The 16,891-nt window shown below is 75.1% G+C and carries 15 protein-coding genes; 13 read left to right on the top strand and 2 right to left on the bottom strand.

What is annotated here, in order from left to right; genetic code table 11:
• Positions 1 to 8 precede the first annotated feature (8 nt).
• The 5 genes from KLI87_RS32175 to KLI87_RS32155 all read left to right on the top strand — a co-directional run bounded on the left by KLI87_RS32175 (position 9) and on the right by KLI87_RS32155 (position 3,500).
• Positions 9 to 674 (top strand): class I SAM-dependent methyltransferase, encoded by a 666-nt coding sequence (locus tag KLI87_RS32175; protein WP_214620035.1) that lies wholly within the window; start codon positions 9 to 11, stop codon positions 672 to 674.
• An 81-nt stretch (positions 675 to 755) separates the two neighbouring features.
• Positions 756 to 1,199, top strand: coding sequence for a hypothetical protein (locus KLI87_RS32170; RefSeq protein ID WP_156222578.1), 444 nt, complete (start codon positions 756 to 758; stop codon positions 1,197 to 1,199).
• Between the two features lie 53 nt (positions 1,200 to 1,252).
• Positions 1,253 to 1,972, top strand: coding sequence for a hypothetical protein (locus KLI87_RS32165; RefSeq protein WP_214620034.1), 720 nt, complete (start codon positions 1,253 to 1,255; stop codon positions 1,970 to 1,972).
• The gene (locus KLI87_RS32160) at positions 1,969 to 2,322 is read left to right on the top strand and encodes a DsrE/DsrF/TusD sulfur relay family protein (protein ID WP_156222582.1); all 354 of its coding nucleotides are present in this window, start codon (positions 1,969 to 1,971) and stop codon (positions 2,320 to 2,322) included. The genes KLI87_RS32165 and KLI87_RS32160 overlap by 4 nt, the downstream gene beginning before the upstream one ends.
• Positions 2,323 to 2,333: 11 nt before the next feature.
• On the top strand, positions 2,334 to 3,500 hold the full coding sequence (locus KLI87_RS32155; protein ID WP_156222584.1) for an NAD(P)/FAD-dependent oxidoreductase: 1,167 nt from the start codon (positions 2,334 to 2,336) through the stop codon (positions 3,498 to 3,500).
• A gap of 90 nt (positions 3,501 to 3,590) precedes the next feature.
• Here the strand turns inward: KLI87_RS32155 and KLI87_RS32150 are convergent, their stop codons facing one another.
• Complete coding sequence (locus tag KLI87_RS32150; RefSeq protein ID WP_214620033.1) at positions 3,591 to 4,142, bottom strand: carboxymuconolactone decarboxylase family protein; 552 nt, start codon at positions 4,140 to 4,142, stop codon at positions 3,591 to 3,593.
• Between the two features lie 170 nt (positions 4,143 to 4,312).
• On the opposite strand from KLI87_RS32150, the gene KLI87_RS32145 reads away from it, so the two are divergent.
• The 7 genes from KLI87_RS32145 (at position 4,313) to KLI87_RS32115 (ending at position 15,613) form a co-directional block, all read left to right on the top strand.
• Positions 4,313 to 4,723 (top strand): rhodanese-like domain-containing protein, encoded by a 411-nt coding sequence (locus KLI87_RS32145; RefSeq protein WP_156222588.1) that lies wholly within the window; start codon positions 4,313 to 4,315, stop codon positions 4,721 to 4,723.
• A 201-nt stretch (positions 4,724 to 4,924) separates the two neighbouring features.
• Entirely contained in the window at positions 4,925 to 5,902 is a 978-nt protein-coding gene (locus tag KLI87_RS32140; protein WP_156222590.1) for a DUF1702 family protein, read from the top strand.
• Between the two features lie 3 nt (positions 5,903 to 5,905).
• Positions 5,906 to 7,834 carry an ASPIC/UnbV domain-containing protein gene (locus tag KLI87_RS32135; RefSeq protein WP_214620032.1) on the top strand — a complete coding sequence of 643 codons (1,929 nt, stop codon included), beginning with the start codon at positions 5,906 to 5,908 and terminating at the stop codon, positions 7,832 to 7,834.
• A gap of 5 nt (positions 7,835 to 7,839) precedes the next feature.
• Positions 7,840 to 8,823: an RnfABCDGE type electron transport complex subunit D gene (locus tag KLI87_RS32130; RefSeq protein ID WP_214620031.1), complete on the top strand. Its 984-nt coding sequence runs from the start codon at positions 7,840 to 7,842 to the stop codon at positions 8,821 to 8,823.
• The gene (locus tag KLI87_RS32125; RefSeq protein WP_214620030.1) at positions 8,820 to 14,618 is read left to right on the top strand and encodes a type I polyketide synthase; all 5,799 of its coding nucleotides are present in this window, start codon (positions 8,820 to 8,822) and stop codon (positions 14,616 to 14,618) included. Before KLI87_RS32130 ends, KLI87_RS32125 begins: the two co-directional genes overlap by 4 nt.
• 3 nt (positions 14,619 to 14,621) lie before the next feature.
• Positions 14,622 to 15,080, top strand: coding sequence for a thioesterase family protein (locus tag KLI87_RS32120; protein WP_156222596.1), 459 nt, complete (start codon positions 14,622 to 14,624; stop codon positions 15,078 to 15,080).
• The gene (locus tag KLI87_RS32115) at positions 15,077 to 15,613 is read left to right on the top strand and encodes a flavin reductase family protein (RefSeq protein WP_156222598.1); all 537 of its coding nucleotides are present in this window, start codon (positions 15,077 to 15,079) and stop codon (positions 15,611 to 15,613) included. Before KLI87_RS32120 ends, KLI87_RS32115 begins: the two co-directional genes overlap by 4 nt.
• A 7-nt stretch (positions 15,614 to 15,620) precedes the next feature.
• Here KLI87_RS32115 and KLI87_RS32110 read toward each other — a convergent pair whose 3' ends face one another.
• Positions 15,621 to 15,989 carry a helix-turn-helix domain-containing protein gene (locus KLI87_RS32110; protein WP_214620029.1) on the bottom strand — a complete coding sequence of 123 codons (369 nt, stop codon included), beginning with the start codon at positions 15,987 to 15,989 and terminating at the stop codon, positions 15,621 to 15,623.
• An 85-nt stretch (positions 15,990 to 16,074) separates the two neighbouring features.
• Between KLI87_RS32110 and KLI87_RS32105 the strand changes: the two genes are divergently transcribed.
• Positions 16,075 to 16,887 carry a class I SAM-dependent methyltransferase gene (locus tag KLI87_RS32105; RefSeq protein WP_214620028.1) on the top strand — a complete coding sequence of 271 codons (813 nt, stop codon included), beginning with the start codon at positions 16,075 to 16,077 and terminating at the stop codon, positions 16,885 to 16,887.
• Positions 16,888 to 16,891 lie beyond the last annotated feature (4 nt).

Here is a 16,891-nt window from a genome sequence, read left to right as displayed (position 1 = left end):
GTGGTCCCATGAGCCCGACCGCCGACCGCGTCGTCCGCAGATGGAGCACCGGCCGGGCGAGCACCCGCGCCTACGCGCTGACGATCCGGCACGAACGCCTGTACCGGCTGCTCAGCCGGGTGGTCTGGGGATCGGACGTGCGGTCCTTCCACGACGGGATCGCGGCGCTCGCGGCCGTCCCGGCCGGGTCGAGCGTCCTGGACGTCCCGTGCGGCGGCGGCGTCGCCTTCCGGGGGCTCGATCCGGGGGTCCCGGTCCGCTACGTCGCCGCCGACGCCTCGCCCTTCATGCTGGACCGCGCCCGCGCCGAGGCCGCGCGGCGCGGCTTGAAAGACATCGAGTACGTCGAGACCGGCGTCGTGGACATGCCGTTCGAGGACGGCGCGTTCGACCTGTGCGTCTCCTTCCACGGCCTGCACTGCTTCACCGACCCGGCCGCCGCGCTCCGGGAGATGGCGCGCGTCCTCCGGCCGGGCGGGGAACTGCGGGGGACGGCGGTGGTGAACGACGGCCACGCGCTGTCGCGCCTGGTCATCGCGCACTTCCGGCGCAGCGAGGAGTTCGGCCGGCCGATGCGGGCCGACGACGTCCGCCGCTGGCTGGCCGTCGCCGGCTTCACCGAGCCGGCGCTGGATCGCCAGGGCGCCTATCTGGCCTTCTCCGCGCGGCGCTGACCGGCCCGCCGGTGAGCGCTTCTCGCCTTCGCGCTTCAGCTATACCTTCTTCAAGTAATCTTTTGATGATCGGAGTACACCATGACCTCCGACGGCGCCGTGCGCGCGTCCTCGAACCCCGACGTCCGCCCGCTGCTGGCCGCCTACCGCGCGGCGGTGGTGCCCGCCGCGGTGGACTTCCTGGAGCGCCGGATCTCGGCCGACGAGCTGCGCGAACGCTGGCGCGAGCACTACTTCGGCGCGTTCCGCGACTACGACCGCGCGGTCGAGCGGGCGTGGCGGGAGGCGTCCGGCTCCGACGGGCGGATGGAGAGCGGCGGCCCGGAGGCCGACCCCGGCCACGCCGTGCCGCTGGCGCACTTCCCGGTCAGCAACGCGCACAACAACATCGACCGGCTCGTCGAGGTGCTGGCGATCGAGTTGGGCGGCCGCACGATCGCCGAGACGCGGATGCGGGAGCGGGGGATCGACCTCGCGCACATCATCGACCGGCTCGACGCGCTGATGGCGTCGCTGGCCGGCTGACCCGGGCCGGGCCGGGCGCGACCCGGCCCGGCGCCGCACGGAAGGGCTGGAACATGAGCGAACCGACGCGGGGACGGGCATCCCCGCCGGTCCGCCCGAACCTGTGGGCGGACCGGCTCGCGTCCTACGCCTTCGCGGTGGAGGCGTCGATCGGCCGCAATCCCATGCGCTACCTGCTGGCCCGCCGCTTCGGCGCGGACGACCCGTCCCGGGCGCTGACCATGCTGTTCGTCCTGGAACCCGAGGTCCTGGCGGGCACCTACATCCGGATCCGGGAGGACCGCGCCGCCGGCGCCTGCGAGGTGCGCACCTACCTGCCGACGATGGCGCGGCCCGTCACGGTCGCCGAGGCGCTGCTGTTCGACTGCCTGCCGCTGACCGACGTCGGCTACGTGGACCTCATGGCGTGGCCGCATCCCGGCCTCCGCCCCGAGCCGCCCGAGGGCCCGTCCACGCGCGGCTACCGCTACGACCGCGCCCCGGTCCTGCGCGTCCGCGAGGACATCGACCCCGAGCGGTCGGCGGTGGCGCGCCGCGTCCTCTACCGCGACGGCCAGGAGACGCGGCGCTGGGAGGTCGCCGAATGGGGGCGGGACGGGCAGGAGACGCTGCCCTCGCGCATTCGCGTCACCCGCCCCCGGACCGGCCACGAGACGCGGTTCACCCGCACCGGACCGGCCGTCGCGGTGCCCCCCGCCGTCTTCGACGGTGAACCGGAAATTCTGCGCGACCGCATTGAAGAGTTGTTGGCACCGACTAGGAGACCGTCATGAGAATCCTTTTCGTCCTGCACGATCCGCCCTACGGGACCGAGCGCACCTACAACGGGTTGCGCTGGGCCGCGCAGATGATGACGACCGGCGCGTCCAACGAGGTCAGGGTGTTCCTGTTCGGCGACGCCGTGGCCTCCGTCCAGGACGGGCAGAGCACCCCGAACGGCTTCTACAACGTCGGCAGAATGGTGCAGGGCCTGGTGGAGCACGGCGCGTCGGTCGGCTCGTGCGGAACGTGCCTGGACGCCCGGGGAATCGACGAGAAACGGCTTGTGAAGGGATGCCACCGGTCGTCCATGAAGGAACTCGCCGCGTGGACGGAATGGGCCGACAAGGCGATCAACATCTGAGGGGGTGCCTGATGGCTCGTACAGTGGCCGTGCTCGGCGCGGGCGTCGGCGGCCTCATGACCGCGCGGCACCTGCGCCGGTTGCTGTCCGACGGCGACCGGATCGTCGTCGTCGACCGGAGTTTCGGGAGCGTGCTCGGGCTGTCGCTGCTGTGGGTGCTGCGGGGCTGGCGCAGTCCCGGGGACGTGCGGGTCGCGATCGCCCCCTCGCGCGTGCCCGGGGTCGAGTTGATGCGCGCGGAGATCCTCGCCATCGACCCGGCGGGACGGACCGTGCGCACCAGCGCGGGCACCCTCGCCTACGACGCGCTGGTCGTCGCGCTCGGCGCCGAACTCGATCCGGCCGCCACCCCCGGACTCGCGGAGGCGCTCGCGGACGGCCGCGCCCACGAGTTCTACACGCTGGACGGCGCGGACGCGCTGCGCCGGCGCCTCCGGCCGCTCGCCGGGGGCCGGGTCGTGTTCGCCGTCGCGGGCGTGCCGTTCAAGTGCCCGGCGGCCCCGTTCGAGGCGGCGCTGCTGGCGGCCGACCTGGTGCGGGCCGACGGCCGGTCCCATCCCGTCCGGTTCGACGCCTTCACCCCGGACCCGATGCCGATGGCGGTCGCGGGCCCGGCGGTCGGGGAGGCGCTGGTCGGCATGCTCAAACAGCACGAGATCGGCTTCCATCCGAACCGCGCGCTCGTCTCGGTCGATCCCGGCCGCCGCGAGGCGGTCTTCGCCGACGGCGGCACCGAGCCCTACAACGTCCTCGCGGTGGTGCCCCGGCACCGTCCGCCCCGGGTGGTCGCGGATCTGGGGCTCGGCGACGGCGGCTGGATCCCGGTGCGGGCCCGCACGATGGAGACCGGCGCCGAGGGGGTGTGGGCGCTCGGCGACGTCACCGTGCTGACGCTGCCGAACGGGAAGCCGCTGCCGAAGGCGGCGGTGTTCGCCGAGGGGCAGGCCGAGGTAGTCGCGAACGGCGTCGCCCGCCACCTCGGACGCCGCGCGCCGCGCCCCTGGTTCGACGGGCGTGGCTCCTGCTACATCGAACTCGGCGGCCACCGCGCCGCCAAGGGCGAGGGGGACTTTCTCGACGAGTCCGGGCCGAAGGTCACGCTCGCCGAGCCGTCCGCCGCGTTCCACGAGGAGAAGTGCGCCCAGGAGACCGACTGGCTCCGCCGCTGGACGCGCTGACCCTCCCGCCCTGCACACACGGAAACGGTCGTCGCGGCCACCGGATCTGATGTCCGGTGGCCGCGACGACCGTTCGCGCTCCGCCCCGCCCTAGTGGCCCGTGGCGCAGGTGCTGTACCCCTCACGGATGATCATCGCCGCCATCGGGACGTAGGCCGCCGGGTCCTCGGGGACCACCGCGGCCAGCCCGTCGCAGTACCGGTTGTACATGCAGAAGGCGGCGGCGATCAGGACGGCGTCGTGCAGTTCGGTGTCGGTCGCCCCGGCGTCGCGCGCGGCCTCGACCATCTCCTCGGTCACGTCGTGCCCGCTGCCGCTGACCGCCCCCGCGATCGCGAGCAGCGCCTTCAGCTTCGGGGAGATCGGCGCGCTCGCGGGGTCGGCCAGCACCTTGTCCACGAGCGTCCGGCCCTCCGCGTGCTGCTGCGCGCTCACCTCGCCGTGCGTGTGCAGGCAGAACCGGCAGTCGTTCAGCGCCGAGACGTGCGCGGCGATCAGCTCGCGGTCGGCGCGGCTGAGCGAGTGCTCCCCGCGCAGCAGCACCTCGGCGAGCTGGCTGAGCGGTCGGCCGGTCTCGGGGCGGTACCGCATGAGGCCGGGGGTACCGGGCATGAGCTCGGGGGGCATCGTGATGTGCGGCATTGGCGTCTCCTTACGGGTGGCGTCCGCACGCTCGGACGTCCCACCAGAACACTGCTTTAGAAAACGATAGTCAAGAATTACACTCGGGCGGTGGAACCCGTAGATGAACGTGTTCGGCGCGCCCGCGAGCACGTCATCCCGTCCATTTCCCGCTGAGAAAGGCACACCGGTTGAAGACCATCGAGGAAGTGCTCGCCCATGCCCGCGCCCGGTTGCGCAGGCTCGGCCCGTCCGAGGCGGCCGCCGCCGTCGAGGGCGGCGCCCGGTTCGTTGACACCCGTCCGTCGTTCCAGCGGCTGGCGGGGGGAGTGATCCCCGGCGCCGTGCTGATCGAGCGGAACCATCTCGAATGGCGGCTGGACCCGGCCAGCGCCCATCGGATCCCCGAGGCCACCGACCACGACATCGCCTGGATCGTGGTCTGCGAGGAGGGCTACTCCTCCTCCCTCGCCGCCGCGTCACTCCAGGACCTGGGCCTGCGCAACGCCACCGACCTGGTCGGCGGCTTCCAGGCGTGGAAGGCCGCCGGCCTGCCCGTGCGCACGGGCGAAAGCGAGCTTGATCCCGCCAGGAGCCGCTGACCCGCCACCTCTTTCCCCGGCCGCGCGCCGCGCGCTCTCCCTTCGTGGAGTCCGCGTGGCGCGCGGTCTTTTCATATGCGCCCTCCTGTCGCACGGGTGCCGCATACGAAGAAGTTGAAAGACCCATTGTTCTTTGGATTCCTGCACAATCGGGGCCACGACCGGAGCAAGAGATATCGCTCTACTTTTCGGCGGTGAACATTGACCGGTGTCTGGCGCGCGCTGCGGAGTCGCATTCTCACGCCGAGCACCTCGGAGGTGGGTCTGGACAAGCGCGGGTTCCATGTGAAGGATCCGGCGGCACGGGAGCTGCTGGAGACGATCGGCCGCACTTTCCTGGCGGGCTACGCGCGGGCCGCTCGGGCGCGGTCGCCGGAGGCGGTGGCGGAGGCCCTGCGCGGGGTTCCGCCGAGGTTCCGCGGTTTCGCCCACGAGGGCGCCGCGATGGGGTTCGCCGTGCTCGACGGGCTCTCGCCCCGCGGCGGGCGGCGGTTCGGGAGCTACCTGGACGGCCCCGGCGGCGACCACGTCTACATGGCGCACGTCGGGCTCGGCTGGGCGATGGCGCGGCTGCCGAGGTTCCGCTGGCCGGGGGCGGGGCTCGACCCCGTCCTGCGGTGGCTGGTGCTGGACGGCTACGGGTTCCACCAGGCCTACTTCCGCACCGGGCGCTACGTCCGCGAGCAGTACCGCCCCGACCGGTTCCCGTGGCCGCCCGGCGGGCCGGGACGGTACGCCGCCCGGGTCGTCGACCAGGGCGTCGGGCGGGCGCTGTGGTTCGTCGGCGGCGCCGACGCGGACGTGGTCGCCGACCTGGTCGACCGGTTCCCGCCCCGCCGCCGCGCCGACCTGTTCGGCGGGGCGGGGCTGGCCGCGACCTACGCCGGCGGCGCCGGTGAGGACGAGCTGCGCAGGTTCTGGGACCGCGCCGGCGAGTTCCGGCCGCAGGTCGCGCAGGGCTGTGCGTTCGCGGCCGAGGCGCGCCGGCGCGCCGGACTGGACGTTCCGCACACCGCCGTCGCCACGCGGGTGTTCTGCGGCATGCCCCCGGACGAGGCGGCGCGGATCGCCGTCGGGGCGCGTCCGGGAGCGGAGGAGCGCCCCGCCGGCGGGGTGCCCGCCTTCGAGGTGTGGCGCCGCCGCATCGCCGAGGAGTTCGTGTCACTGGGGAGGTGCTAGCGGATGACCGCTGTACGCGGCTGGGTGCCGGGGTTCGTCGTCGTGCTCGTCGTCGTGGTGATGTTCGCGGCGGTCGGGCCGCCGTCCGTGCCCGCGTCCGAACGGGACGCGATCGCCGGGCGGTACGCGTTCGCGCCGATGTCGATCGAGCTGCCCGGAGGGTACCGGCAGCAGGCGATCCGGCGGGTGAACCGCGACTACGCCGACATCGACGCGTGGATCTCCTCGGTCGGCGCGGCGATCGCGATGAACGACATGGACGGCGACGGGCTGCCCAACGACCTGTGCGTCACCGACCCCCGCATCGACCAGGTCGTGGTGACGCCCGTCCCCGGCGCCCGCGCGGGACGGTACGCCGCGTTCGCGCTGAACCCCGCGCCGCTGCCGATGAACGAGGTGATGGCGCCGATGGGCTGCGTCCCCGGCGACTTCAACGAGGACGGGCGCATCGACCTGCTCGTCTACCTGTGGGGCCGGACGCCCATCGTCTACCTGGCGCGGCCCGGCGCGAAGGCGCCGGCGGCCGCCGCCTACACGCCGGTGGAGCTGGTGCCGAACGCGGGCGGCGCGCGCTACACCGGCCCGCAGTGGAACAGCACGACCGCCGCCGTCGACGACTTCGACGGCGACGGCCACGACGACATCTACATCGGCGACTACTTCCCGGACGGCCCCGTCCTGGACGACCGGGTCGGCGGGGGCGTCGCGATGAACCGCTCCCTGTCCAACGCCTCCAACGGCGGCGACGACCACTTCTTCCGCTGGACGGGCGCCTCGCGGGGCGTCACGTACGAGGAGCAGGGCGGCGTGCTGCCCCGCGACGTCTCCCGGGGATGGGTGCTCGCGGCGGGCGCCAACGACCTCGACGGCGACCAGCTCCCCGAGCTGTACCTCGCTCAGGACCACGGCAGGGACTCCCTCCTCTACAACAGGTCCGTCCCGGGGGCGATCCGGTTCTCGCGGGTGACGGGCGCGCGCGGCCCGATGGTCCCGAAGTCCAAGCGGATCGGGACGGACTCCTTCAAGGGCATGGGCATCGACTTCGCCGACCTCGACCACAACGGCCTCTACGACATGTTCGTCAGCAACATCACCACGACGTTCGGCCTCCAGGAGAGCAACCTCCAGTTCATGGCGACGGCCCGCGACCAGGCCGACCTGCGCGCGCGCCTGCGGCGCGGGGACGCGCCCTGGAAGGACCGCAGCACCGGCGAGGGCACCGCGTGGGCCGGCTGGGGGTGGGACGTGAAGATGGCCGACTTCGACAACAGCGGCGATCCCGCGATCGTCCAGGCGACCGGGTTCGTGAAGGGCGAGGTCAACCGCTGGGCGCAGCTCCAGGAGCTGGCGACGGCCAACGACGGGCTGCTGGAGCACGAGCGGTGGTGGCCGCACGTCCGGGCCGGGGACGACATCGCCGGGAACCAGCCGCTGCGCTTCTTCGCCAGGCGCGAGGGCGGCGGCTACGCCGACGTCGCGGGGCCGCTCGGGCTCGCCGTCCGCGTCCCGACGCGGGGCATCGCCACCGGCGACGCGGACGGCGACGGGCGCGTCGACATGGCCGTCGCCCGCCAGTGGGACGAGCCGGTCTACTACCGCAACGTGAGCCCGTCCGGCGGCGCCTGGCTGACGCTGGCGCTGACCCGCGACGCCGCGTCCCCGGCGACCGGCGCCCCCGGCTCGCCGGCCACCGGGGCGCAGGTCACCGCGACGGCGTCGGACGGCCGCGTCCAGCTCGCCCGGGTCGACGGCGGCAGCGGCCACTCCGGCAAGCGCAGCAGCGAGATCCACCTGGGCCTCGGCCGGGCCGCCGGGCCGGTGCGGGTGCGGCTGCGCTGGCGCGACCGGACGGGCCGGGTCCGCACGCAGGACCTCCGGCTGGCCCCCGGACGGCACGAGATCGGCCTCGGAACCCGCGCGACGGAGAGGTGACGGAGATGGCGGAGATGGCGGAGGCGGACAGGGCCGCGAGGCCGCCCCGGCACGACCCGAAGGTCGTCAAGGCGCTGCGCAACTTCACCGTGTCGATCTCGGTGTTCAACGTCTTCGGCTACACGCTGCTCGGCTTCGAGCAGCCGTGGCTGTGGCCGTTCATCGCGCTCGCCGCCGGCTACACGACGGAGACCGTGCTGGAGGCGCTCGCCGCCCGCCTGGAGGGCCGGCGGCCCCGCTACCGCGGCGGCGGCCCGCGCGGCCTGCTGGAGTTCCTCTACCCCGCGACGATCACCGCGCTCGCCCTGAACATGCTGGTCTACGTCAACGACCAGGTCTGGGTGATGGTGTTCGGGGTCGTGGTCGCGGTGGGCGGGAAGTGGGTCTTCCGGGCCCCGGTGCGGGGCCGGATGCGGCACTACATGAATCCGTCCAACCTCGGGATCGCGGTGATCCTGCTGCTGTACCCGTGGGCGGCGATCGTCCCGCCCTACCAGTTCACCGAGAACATCGCGGGGCCCGCCGACTGGCTGGTCCCGGCGGGGATCCTCGCCGCGGGCACGCTGCTGAACGCCAGGCTCACGGGGCGGATGTGGCTGGTGGGCGCATGGCTCGCCGGGTTCGCCGCCCAGGCGGTCGTGCGCGGCCTGGTCCTGGACACCGCGATCCTCGGGGCGCTCGGCACGATGACCGGGGTCGCGTTCGTGCTGTTCACCAACTACATGATCACCGATCCGGGGACGAGCCCGAGCAGGCCCGCCTCGCAGGCCGCCTTCGGCGCCGGGGTCGCCGCGCTCTACGGCTACCTCGCCGGCGCGGGTGTCGCCTACGGGCTGTTCTTCGCGACCGCGGGGGCCTGCCTCGTGCGCGGCGGGTTCCTGTGGTCGCTGCACATCGCCCAGCGGGCCGCCCGGGAGCGCGAGCCGGGCGCCGGGCCGCCCGCGCGGGCGACCGAGCCCCCGGACGGCAAGGAGGTCGTGCCCGCATGAGCACCCACCCGGCGGCGCCCGGCCCAAGGATCGCGATCATCGGCATGGCGTGCCGCTACCCGGACGCCGCGTCCCCGAGGGAGCTGTGGGAGAACACGGTCGCGGGCAGGCGCGCGTTCCGCCGCATGCCCGCCGAGCGGACCCCGCCGTCCGACTACTGGGACCGCGACCCCGCGGCCCCGGACCGGTTCTACGCGCGGACCGCCGCCGTCATCGAGGGCTACGCGTTCGACCGCGTCGGCTACAAGATCGCGGGCAGCACGTACCGGTCGACCGACCCGACCCACTGGCTGGCGCTCGACACGGCCGCCCGCGCCCTCGCGGACGCGGGCCTGCCCGGCGCGCGGGGCGTGCCGCGCGACCGCGCGTGCGTGATCGTCGGCAACACGCTCACCGGCGAGTTCACCCGCGCGAACACGATGCGGCTGCGCTGGCCGTACGTGCGCCGCACCGTGGCCGCCGCGCTCGCGGAGCAGGGCTGGGACGGCGCGCGCGCCGCCGCGTTCCTCGACGACCTGGAGGGGCGCTACAAGAGCCCCTTCCCCGGCGTCGACGAGGACACCCTCGCCGGCGGCCTGTCCAACACCATCGCGGGCCGCGTCTGCAACTACTTCGACCTCGGCGGCGGGGGCTACACGGTGGACGGCGCCTGCTCCTCCTCGCTGCTGTCGGTGGCCACGGCGTGCCGGGCGCTGGTGGACGGCGACGCCGACCTCGCGATCGGCGGCGGCGTCGACCTGTCCCTCGACCCGTTCGAGCTGGTCGGGTTCGCCAAGACCGGCGCGCTCGCCACCGGCGAGATGCGCGTGTACGACCGGAACTCCACCGGCTTCTGGCCCGGCGAGGGCTGCGGGATGGTCGTGCTGGTGCGCGAGCGGGACGCGCTCGCGGCCGGGCACCGCGTCTACGCGACCGTCGCCGGGTGGGGCATGTCGTCCGACGGCGGCGGGGGCATCACCCGCCCGGAGGTCGCCGGATACCGGCGCGCCCTCGACCGCGCGTACGCGCGGGCCGGGTTCGGCATCGGCACCGTGCCGCTGTTCGAGGGGCACGGCACCGGCACGCCGGTCGGCGACACCACCGAGCTGACCGCCCTGTCGGCCGCACTGTCGGCCGCGCTGACGGCGGACGGTCCGCGCGCCGCTCCCGCCGCGATCGGCTCCGTCAAGGGGGTCATCGGGCACACCAAGGCGGCCGCGGGGGTCGCGGGCCTGATCAAGGCGGCGATGGCGCTGCACGAGCAGGTGATCCCGCCGGCGGTCGGCTGCGTCGACCCGCACCCCCTCCTGGACGCCCCCGCCCCGCTGCGGGCGCCGCGCGCGGCCGAGCCCTGGCCGGACGGCGCGGACCTGCGCGCGGGCGTCACGTCCATGGGGTTCGGCGGCATCAACACCCACCTCGTCCTGGAGAGCGCGGCGCCCCGGCGAGGCGCGCTCGACGCCCGCACGCGCGCGCTGGCCTCGTCCGCCCAGGACGCGGAGCTGCTCCTGCTCGACGGCGCCTCGGCGGACGCGCTCCGCGACCGGCTCACACGGCTGATCGACTTCGTCCCGGCGCTGTCGCGTGCGCAGCTGCGCGACCTTGCCGGAACCCTGCACCGGGAGCTGCGCGACCTGCCCTACCGCGCGGCCGTCGTCGCGTCCTCGCCCGACGACGCCGAGCGGCGGCTGCGCCGGGTGCTCGCCGTCCTGGACGCGGGGGAGGGGTCGCTGGTCGAGACCGGCGGACACGCCTTCCTCGGGCATCCCGCCGGGCGCGCCCGCATCGGCCTGCTGTTCCCCGGCCAGGGCACGGGCGGCGCCGGACGCGGCGGAGCGCTGCGCCGCCGCCTCGCGGAGGTCGACCGGGTCTACCTCCGCGCCGCGCGGACCACCGCGACCGGGGACGGCGCCGCGACGGCGGTCGCGCAGCCGCGCGTCGTCACCGGGTCGGCCGCCGCGCTCGCCGCGCTGGCGGCGCTCGGCGTCGAGGCGTCGGTGGCGGCCGGGCACAGCCTCGGCGAGATCACCGCGCTGCGCTGGGCGGGCGCGATGGACGAGACCGCGCTGCTGGAGCTGGCCGCCGCGCGCGGCCAGATCATGACCGAGCACTCCGCCGCCGGGACCATGGCCGGGATCGCCGCGACCCCGGAGGCCGTCGCGCGGCTCGGCGCGGGCCTGCCGGTGGTGGTCGCGGGCTACAACGGCCCGTCCCAGACCGTCATCGCCGGTCCGCCGGACGCCGTCGCGGAGTTCGGCCGCCGCGCCGAGGAGGCCGGGACGCGCTGGACTCCGCTGCCCGTCTCGCACGCCTTCCACTCGCCGCAGGTCGCCCCGGCCGCGCGCGTCTTCGGCGCCTGGCTGGCCGGCCGGGACTTCGCGCCGCTGCGGCGGCGGGTCGTCTCCACCGTGACCGGCGCCGCCCTCGCGCCCGGCACCGACGTCCGCGACCTGCTGCGCCGCCAGATCACCGCGCCGGTGCTGTTCGCGCAGGCGGTCGAGCTGGCGGCGAAGGAGTGCGACCTGCTCGTCGAGGCGGGCCCGGGACGGGTGCTCACCGGCCTCGCCGCCGCCGTCACCGACGTGCCCGTCCTCGCCCTCGACCCCGACGACGAGCGGCTGGGCGGGCTGCTCCAGGTGGCGGGCGCCGCGTTCGTGCTCGGCGCACCCGTCCGGCACGGGGCGCTGTTCGCCGGGCGGCCCGCCAAGCCCCTGGAGATCGGCGCGGCGCAGCGGTTCCTCTCCAACCCGTGCGAGACCGGCGCGCCGCCACCGGCCCCGCCCGACCAGCCCGACCCGCCCGAGCGCGTCGCCGTCGAACCTCCGGACGTCCCGGAGGAGCCCGCGACCGAGCCGAGCATCGAGCTGCTGCGGCGCCTGGCCGCCGAGCGCGCCGAACTGCCGGTCTCCATGGTCGCCGACGGCACCCGGCTGCTCGACGGCCTCCACCTCAGCTCGATCACGGTCGGCCAGATCGTCGCCCAGGTCGCGCGGCGGCTCGGGCATCCGGCGATGCGGGCGCCCACCAACCTCGCCACCGCGACGCTGCGGGAGCTGGCCGAGGCGATCGACGGCCTCGCCGGCACCGCCGGACCCGCGCCCGCCCGGCCGGGGGCGGACGTCGCGGGCGCCGCGTCCTGGGTCCGCGCCTTCCGCGTCGACCTCGCCGAGGAGCCGGTGCCCGAGCGCGTGGCCCCCGCCGTGCCGGGGACGTGGCGGGTGCACGCGCCGGACGGCCATCCCCTCGCCGGACCGCTGCGCGCGGAGCTGGAGCGCGCGGACCTCGGCCCCGGCGTGCTCGTCTGCCTGCCTCCCGCCTGCGCGGTGGACGACCTGGCGTTCGCGCTGGAGGGCGCGAGGGAGGCCGCCGCCGGGGAGCCGGGCACCCGGTTCGTCCTCGTCCAGCACGGGCGGGGCGGGGCCGGGCTCGCCAAGACGCTGCGGCAGGAGGCCCCGCACGTGCCGACCACGGTCGTGGACATCCCGCCCGAGCCGTGGGCGCTCGCCCGGACGGTCGCCGAGGTCGCCGCGACCAGCGGCTGCGCCGAGGTCCGCTACGGCGCCGACGGGACGCGCCGCGTGCCGACACTGCGCGTACTCCCTGTCGGGCAGGCGCGGACCAGCGAGCCGCTGGGCGCCGCGGACGTGCTGCTCGTGACCGGCGGCGGGAAGGGCATCACCGCAGAGGCCGCGCTGGCGCTGGCGAGGGAAAGCGGCGCCCGGCTCGCACTCCTCGGCCGCTCCGCGCCCGGCGAGGACCCCGAACTCGCCGCGAACCTGGAGCGGATGGCCGGCGGTGGCGCGACCGTCCGCTACGAGGCCGTGGACATCACCGACCCCGAGCGGGTGCGCGCGGCCGTCGGCCGGCTCTCGGACGCGCTCGGCCCGGTCACCGCCGTGCTGCACGGCGCCGGACGCAACGAGCCCGGCCTGCTGACCGGCCTGGACCTGGAGGCGTTCCGGCGGACGCTCGCCCCCAAGGTCGGCGGGCTGCGCGCCGTCCTCGACGCGGTGGACCCCGCCCGGCTCAAGCTCCTGGTCGCCTTCGGCAGCATCCTCGGCCTGACCGGGCTGCGCGGCGAGGCGCACTACGCCACCGCGAACGAGTGGCTGGCCGACCTCACCCGCGAGGTCGCCGCGCGCCATCCCCGCTGCCGGACGCTGTGCCTCCAGTGGTCGGTCTGGTCCGGCGTCGGCATGGGCGAGCGGCTCGACGTGGCGGAGGCCCTGGCCCGCGACGGCATCACCCCGATCACCCCCGACCAGGGCGTCCGGATGCTGCGGCGGCTGGTGACCGACCCGGACGCGCCCGTGGACGTCGTCGTCAGCGGGCGCACCGGCGACATCGACACCGTCCGCCGGGAGGCGCCCGAGCCGCCGCTGCTGCGCTTCGCCGACCGGCCGCTCGTCCGCTACCACGGCGCGGAGCTGGTCACCGAGGTCGACCTGAACGCCGGGAGCGACCCCTACCTCGCCGACCACCGGCTCGACGGGGACCTGCTGTTCCCCGCCGTCCTCGGGATGGAGGCGATGGCGCAGGTCGCCTCCGCTGCCACGGGACGGACGTCCGCGCCCGTCCTGGAGGACGTCGAGTTCCTGCGGCCCGTCGCCGTCCCGCCCGGCGGCACGACGACGATCCGCGTCGCCGCCACCGTCACCGGCGACGACACCGTCGAGACGACCGTGCGCAGCGCCGAGACCGGATTCGCCGCCGAGCACTTCCGCGCGCGGCTGCGCTACACCGGCGGCGGCGTGCCGCAGGGGCCGCCCGGACCGGGCGGCGGCGAGCTGCCGCCGGTCGAGCTGGAGCCCTCCCGCGACCTGTACGGGGACGTGCTGTTCCAGGGCGGCCGGTTCCGGCGGCTGCGCGGCTACCACCGGCTCGCCGCCCGGCACGTCGACGCCGAGGTGGCGGCCGCCGGGCGCGCCGACTGGTTCGCGCCGTTCCTGCCCGCGCGGCTCCTGCTCGGCGACCCCGGCATGCGGGACGCGCTCATGCACGGCAACCAGGTCTGCGTCCCGGACGCGACGCTGCTGCCCCTCGGCGTCGACCGGCTGCACCCCGCCGCGGACCCGGCGCCCGGAACCCTGCGCTACTCCGCGTCCGAGCGCCGCCGCGACGGCGACACCCACGTCTACGACCTCGCCGTGCGGGACGCGGCGGGCCGGGTCGTCGAGCGCTGGGAGGGGCTCCGGCTGCGCGCCGTCCGCAGGGGCGACGGCGCGGGACCGTGGGCGCCGCCGCTGCTCGGCCCGTTCATCGAGCGCGCGGTGGAGGACCTGCTCGGCGCCCGGGTCGCGGTGACGGTCGAGCCGGACCCCGCGAAGCGGTCCGCGCGGCGCGCCGCCACCGCGCTCGCCGCGAGCCGCACGGTCGGACGGCGCGTGTCCGTCGGGTACCGGCCGGACGGACGCCCGGAGATCGGCGCCGACCGGCACCTCTCCTCGTCGCACGGCGCCGGGGTCACCCTCTGCGCGGTCGCCGGGGCAACGGTCGGCTGCGACGTCGAGACCGTGGCCGAGCGCCCCGCCGGGGAATGGGACGGGCTGCTCGGCCGCCATTCCGCCGTGGCCCGCCTCGCGGCCGCCGAGACCGGCGAGGGGGCGGCGGTCTCCGGCACCCGGGTATGGGCCGCCCTCGAATGCCTGGCGAAGGCGGGGCTGCCGTCCGACGCGCCGCTGAACGTGACCACGACGGGTCGGAGGCCGTGGCTGGTGCTCTCATCCGGAACCCTCGAAATCGCGACGCTCGTGACCCGGCTGCGCGACGTTCCCGCGCCGGTGGTGTTCGCGGTTCTGGCCGAAGGGCGGGCATGACCCATGAACTATTTCGAATACCGGCACATCGTCGGCTTCGAGGACACCAACCTCGTCGGAAACGTCTACTACACCCATTACCTCCGGTGGCAGGGGCGATGCCGCGAGATGTTCCTCAGACGGCACGCCCCCGAGTTGCTCGCCGAGCTGCGCGAGGATCTCCGGTTGTTCACCTTGAACGTCGACTGCCAGTTCTACGCGGAGATCACCGCGTTCGACGAGATCTGCGTCCGGATGCGCCTGATCGACCTCGCGCAGACGCAGCTGGAGTTCGGGTTCGACTACCTGCGGCTCGACTCCGGCGGCGGAGAGACCCTCGTCGCCCGGGGCCGCCAGCGGGTCGCGTGCGTGCGCGGCGCGGGCGGCGGCACCGCGCCGGTCCGCGTCCCCGGCGCGCTGACCCGCGCGCTGGCGCCGTTCGCCCCGTCCGGGGCGGAACCGTCCGGCGGGAGGGCGTCGTGACCGTCGAGTACGCCGACACCACCGACGTCGCCGAGCCCGGCCTGCTGCGCCGGGCGTTCGGGACGTTCGCGACCGGCGTCACCGTCGTGACCGTCGGCGGCCGGACCCCGCACGGCATGACCGCGAACTCCTTCACCGCCGTCTCGCTCGACCCGCCGCTGCTGCTGGTCTGCGTCGACCGCACGGCGGTCATGCACCGGCGGATCTGCCTCGGCTTCTTCGGGGTCTCGGTGCTGGCGGCCGGGCAGGAGCGGGTGGCCCGGCACTTCGCCGACGCGCGCCGCCCGCTCGGCGCGGCGATGTTCGAGGGCGTCGGCTGCGAGCCGGGCCGGCTCACCGGCGCGCCGCTGATCACCGGCGCCGCCGCGCGCTTCGAGTGCGAGCTGTTCCGCACCTGCGACGGGGGAGACCACACGATCGTCATCGGCCGCCTGCTGTCGGTGGACCGCGCCTCGGACGCCGCCGCCCGCGGCGGCCTGCTGTTCGCCGGGGGCCGCTTCCGCCGCCTCGCGCCGGAGGGCGAGGAGAACTGAGAGGGGCTCACCGCCGCCCGGCGGGCGGCAAGACGCCCGAACCGAGCACGAGCGCCCGGTAGCGGGAGGGCGGCAGCCCGACGGTGTCCTTGAATGTGGCGCTGAACGTCCCCGCGCTGGAGTAGCCGACCCGCGCCGCGACCTCCCGCACGCCCAGCGAACTGGTCAGCAGCAGTTTCCTGGCCTCCCGTATGCGCACCGCCTGGAGGAAGCGCGCCGGGGTCATTCCCGTGACGCGCCGGAACTCCCGGGTGAGGTGCCCCCGGCTGTAGCGCACCGACCGCGCCATTTCCTCGACCGTCAACCGCTCACGGAAACGCTCGTTGATAACGGCGATGACCTGGTCCACGGCGGTGGCCGCGCAATTCTCCCGCATATCCAGCTCTTGGTCGGTCCGGTACCTTTGAATCGCCATTCGATAATACCGGCCGAAGGGCCGGAAGACTGTGAGGAGGCGGGAAATGACGACCACGCCGCAATCCCCGGCCGACCGGGCCAGAAAAGTGTGGGAGGCGACCGACTACCAGCCGATCGCCACCCGGGACGTCCTGGTGAGCGAGCTGCTCGCGCGGGCCGCCGACGTGCGGAGCGGGCAGCGGGTGCTGGACGTCGCGGCCGGCAGCGGGAACACCGCGCTCGCCGCGGCGCGCCGGGGCGCCCGCGTCACCGCCGCCGACGTCGTGCCGGGGCTGCTGGAGACCGCGTCCCGGCGGGCGGCCGTCGAGGGCCTGGAACTGGGCGTCGAGGTCGCCGACGCGCAGGAGCTGCCGTTCGCGGACGGGAGCTTCGACGTGGTGCTGTCGAGCTTCGGCGTCATGTACGCGCCCGACCAGCCGCGCGCCGCCGCCGAGCTGCTGCGGGTGTGCCGGCCCGGCGGGCGTGTCGGCTTGGTGAGCTGGACGCCGACCGGCCTGACCGCCCGGCTCCAGAAGGTGATGGCGGCCTTCCTCCCGGCGCCGCGCGCCGCGTCCGGCCCGCCGCCGGTGATGTGGGGCGACGAGGACCACTGCCGCGGGCTCTTCGGCGCCGGGGTCGCCTCCGTGCGCTCGCGGGTGCGGGTCAACGAGTGGTGCGCGCCGTCGGCCGTGGCGCAGGTGGAGTTCCTGGTCCGGCACCTTCCGCCCTGGCACGCCGCGTTCGGCCGCCTCGACCCCGAGGCCAGGCGGAAGGTGAGCGAGGCCGCCGCCGCCGAGATCGACGGGGAGAACCGCGCCGAGGACGGCACGCTCGTCGCCGAGGCCGAGTACCTGGAGCTCGTCGCCACCGTCGCCTAGAGGC

The sequence above is a fragment of the Actinomadura sp. NEAU-AAG7 genome (assembly GCF_018603865.1).
GTDB classification, from domain to species: Bacteria; Actinomycetota; Actinomycetes; order Streptosporangiales; family Streptosporangiaceae; genus Spirillospora; species Spirillospora litoris.
The sequence above is the reverse complement of the archived record's forward strand: the minus strand, read 5'-3'. Positions and strand labels throughout refer to the sequence as shown.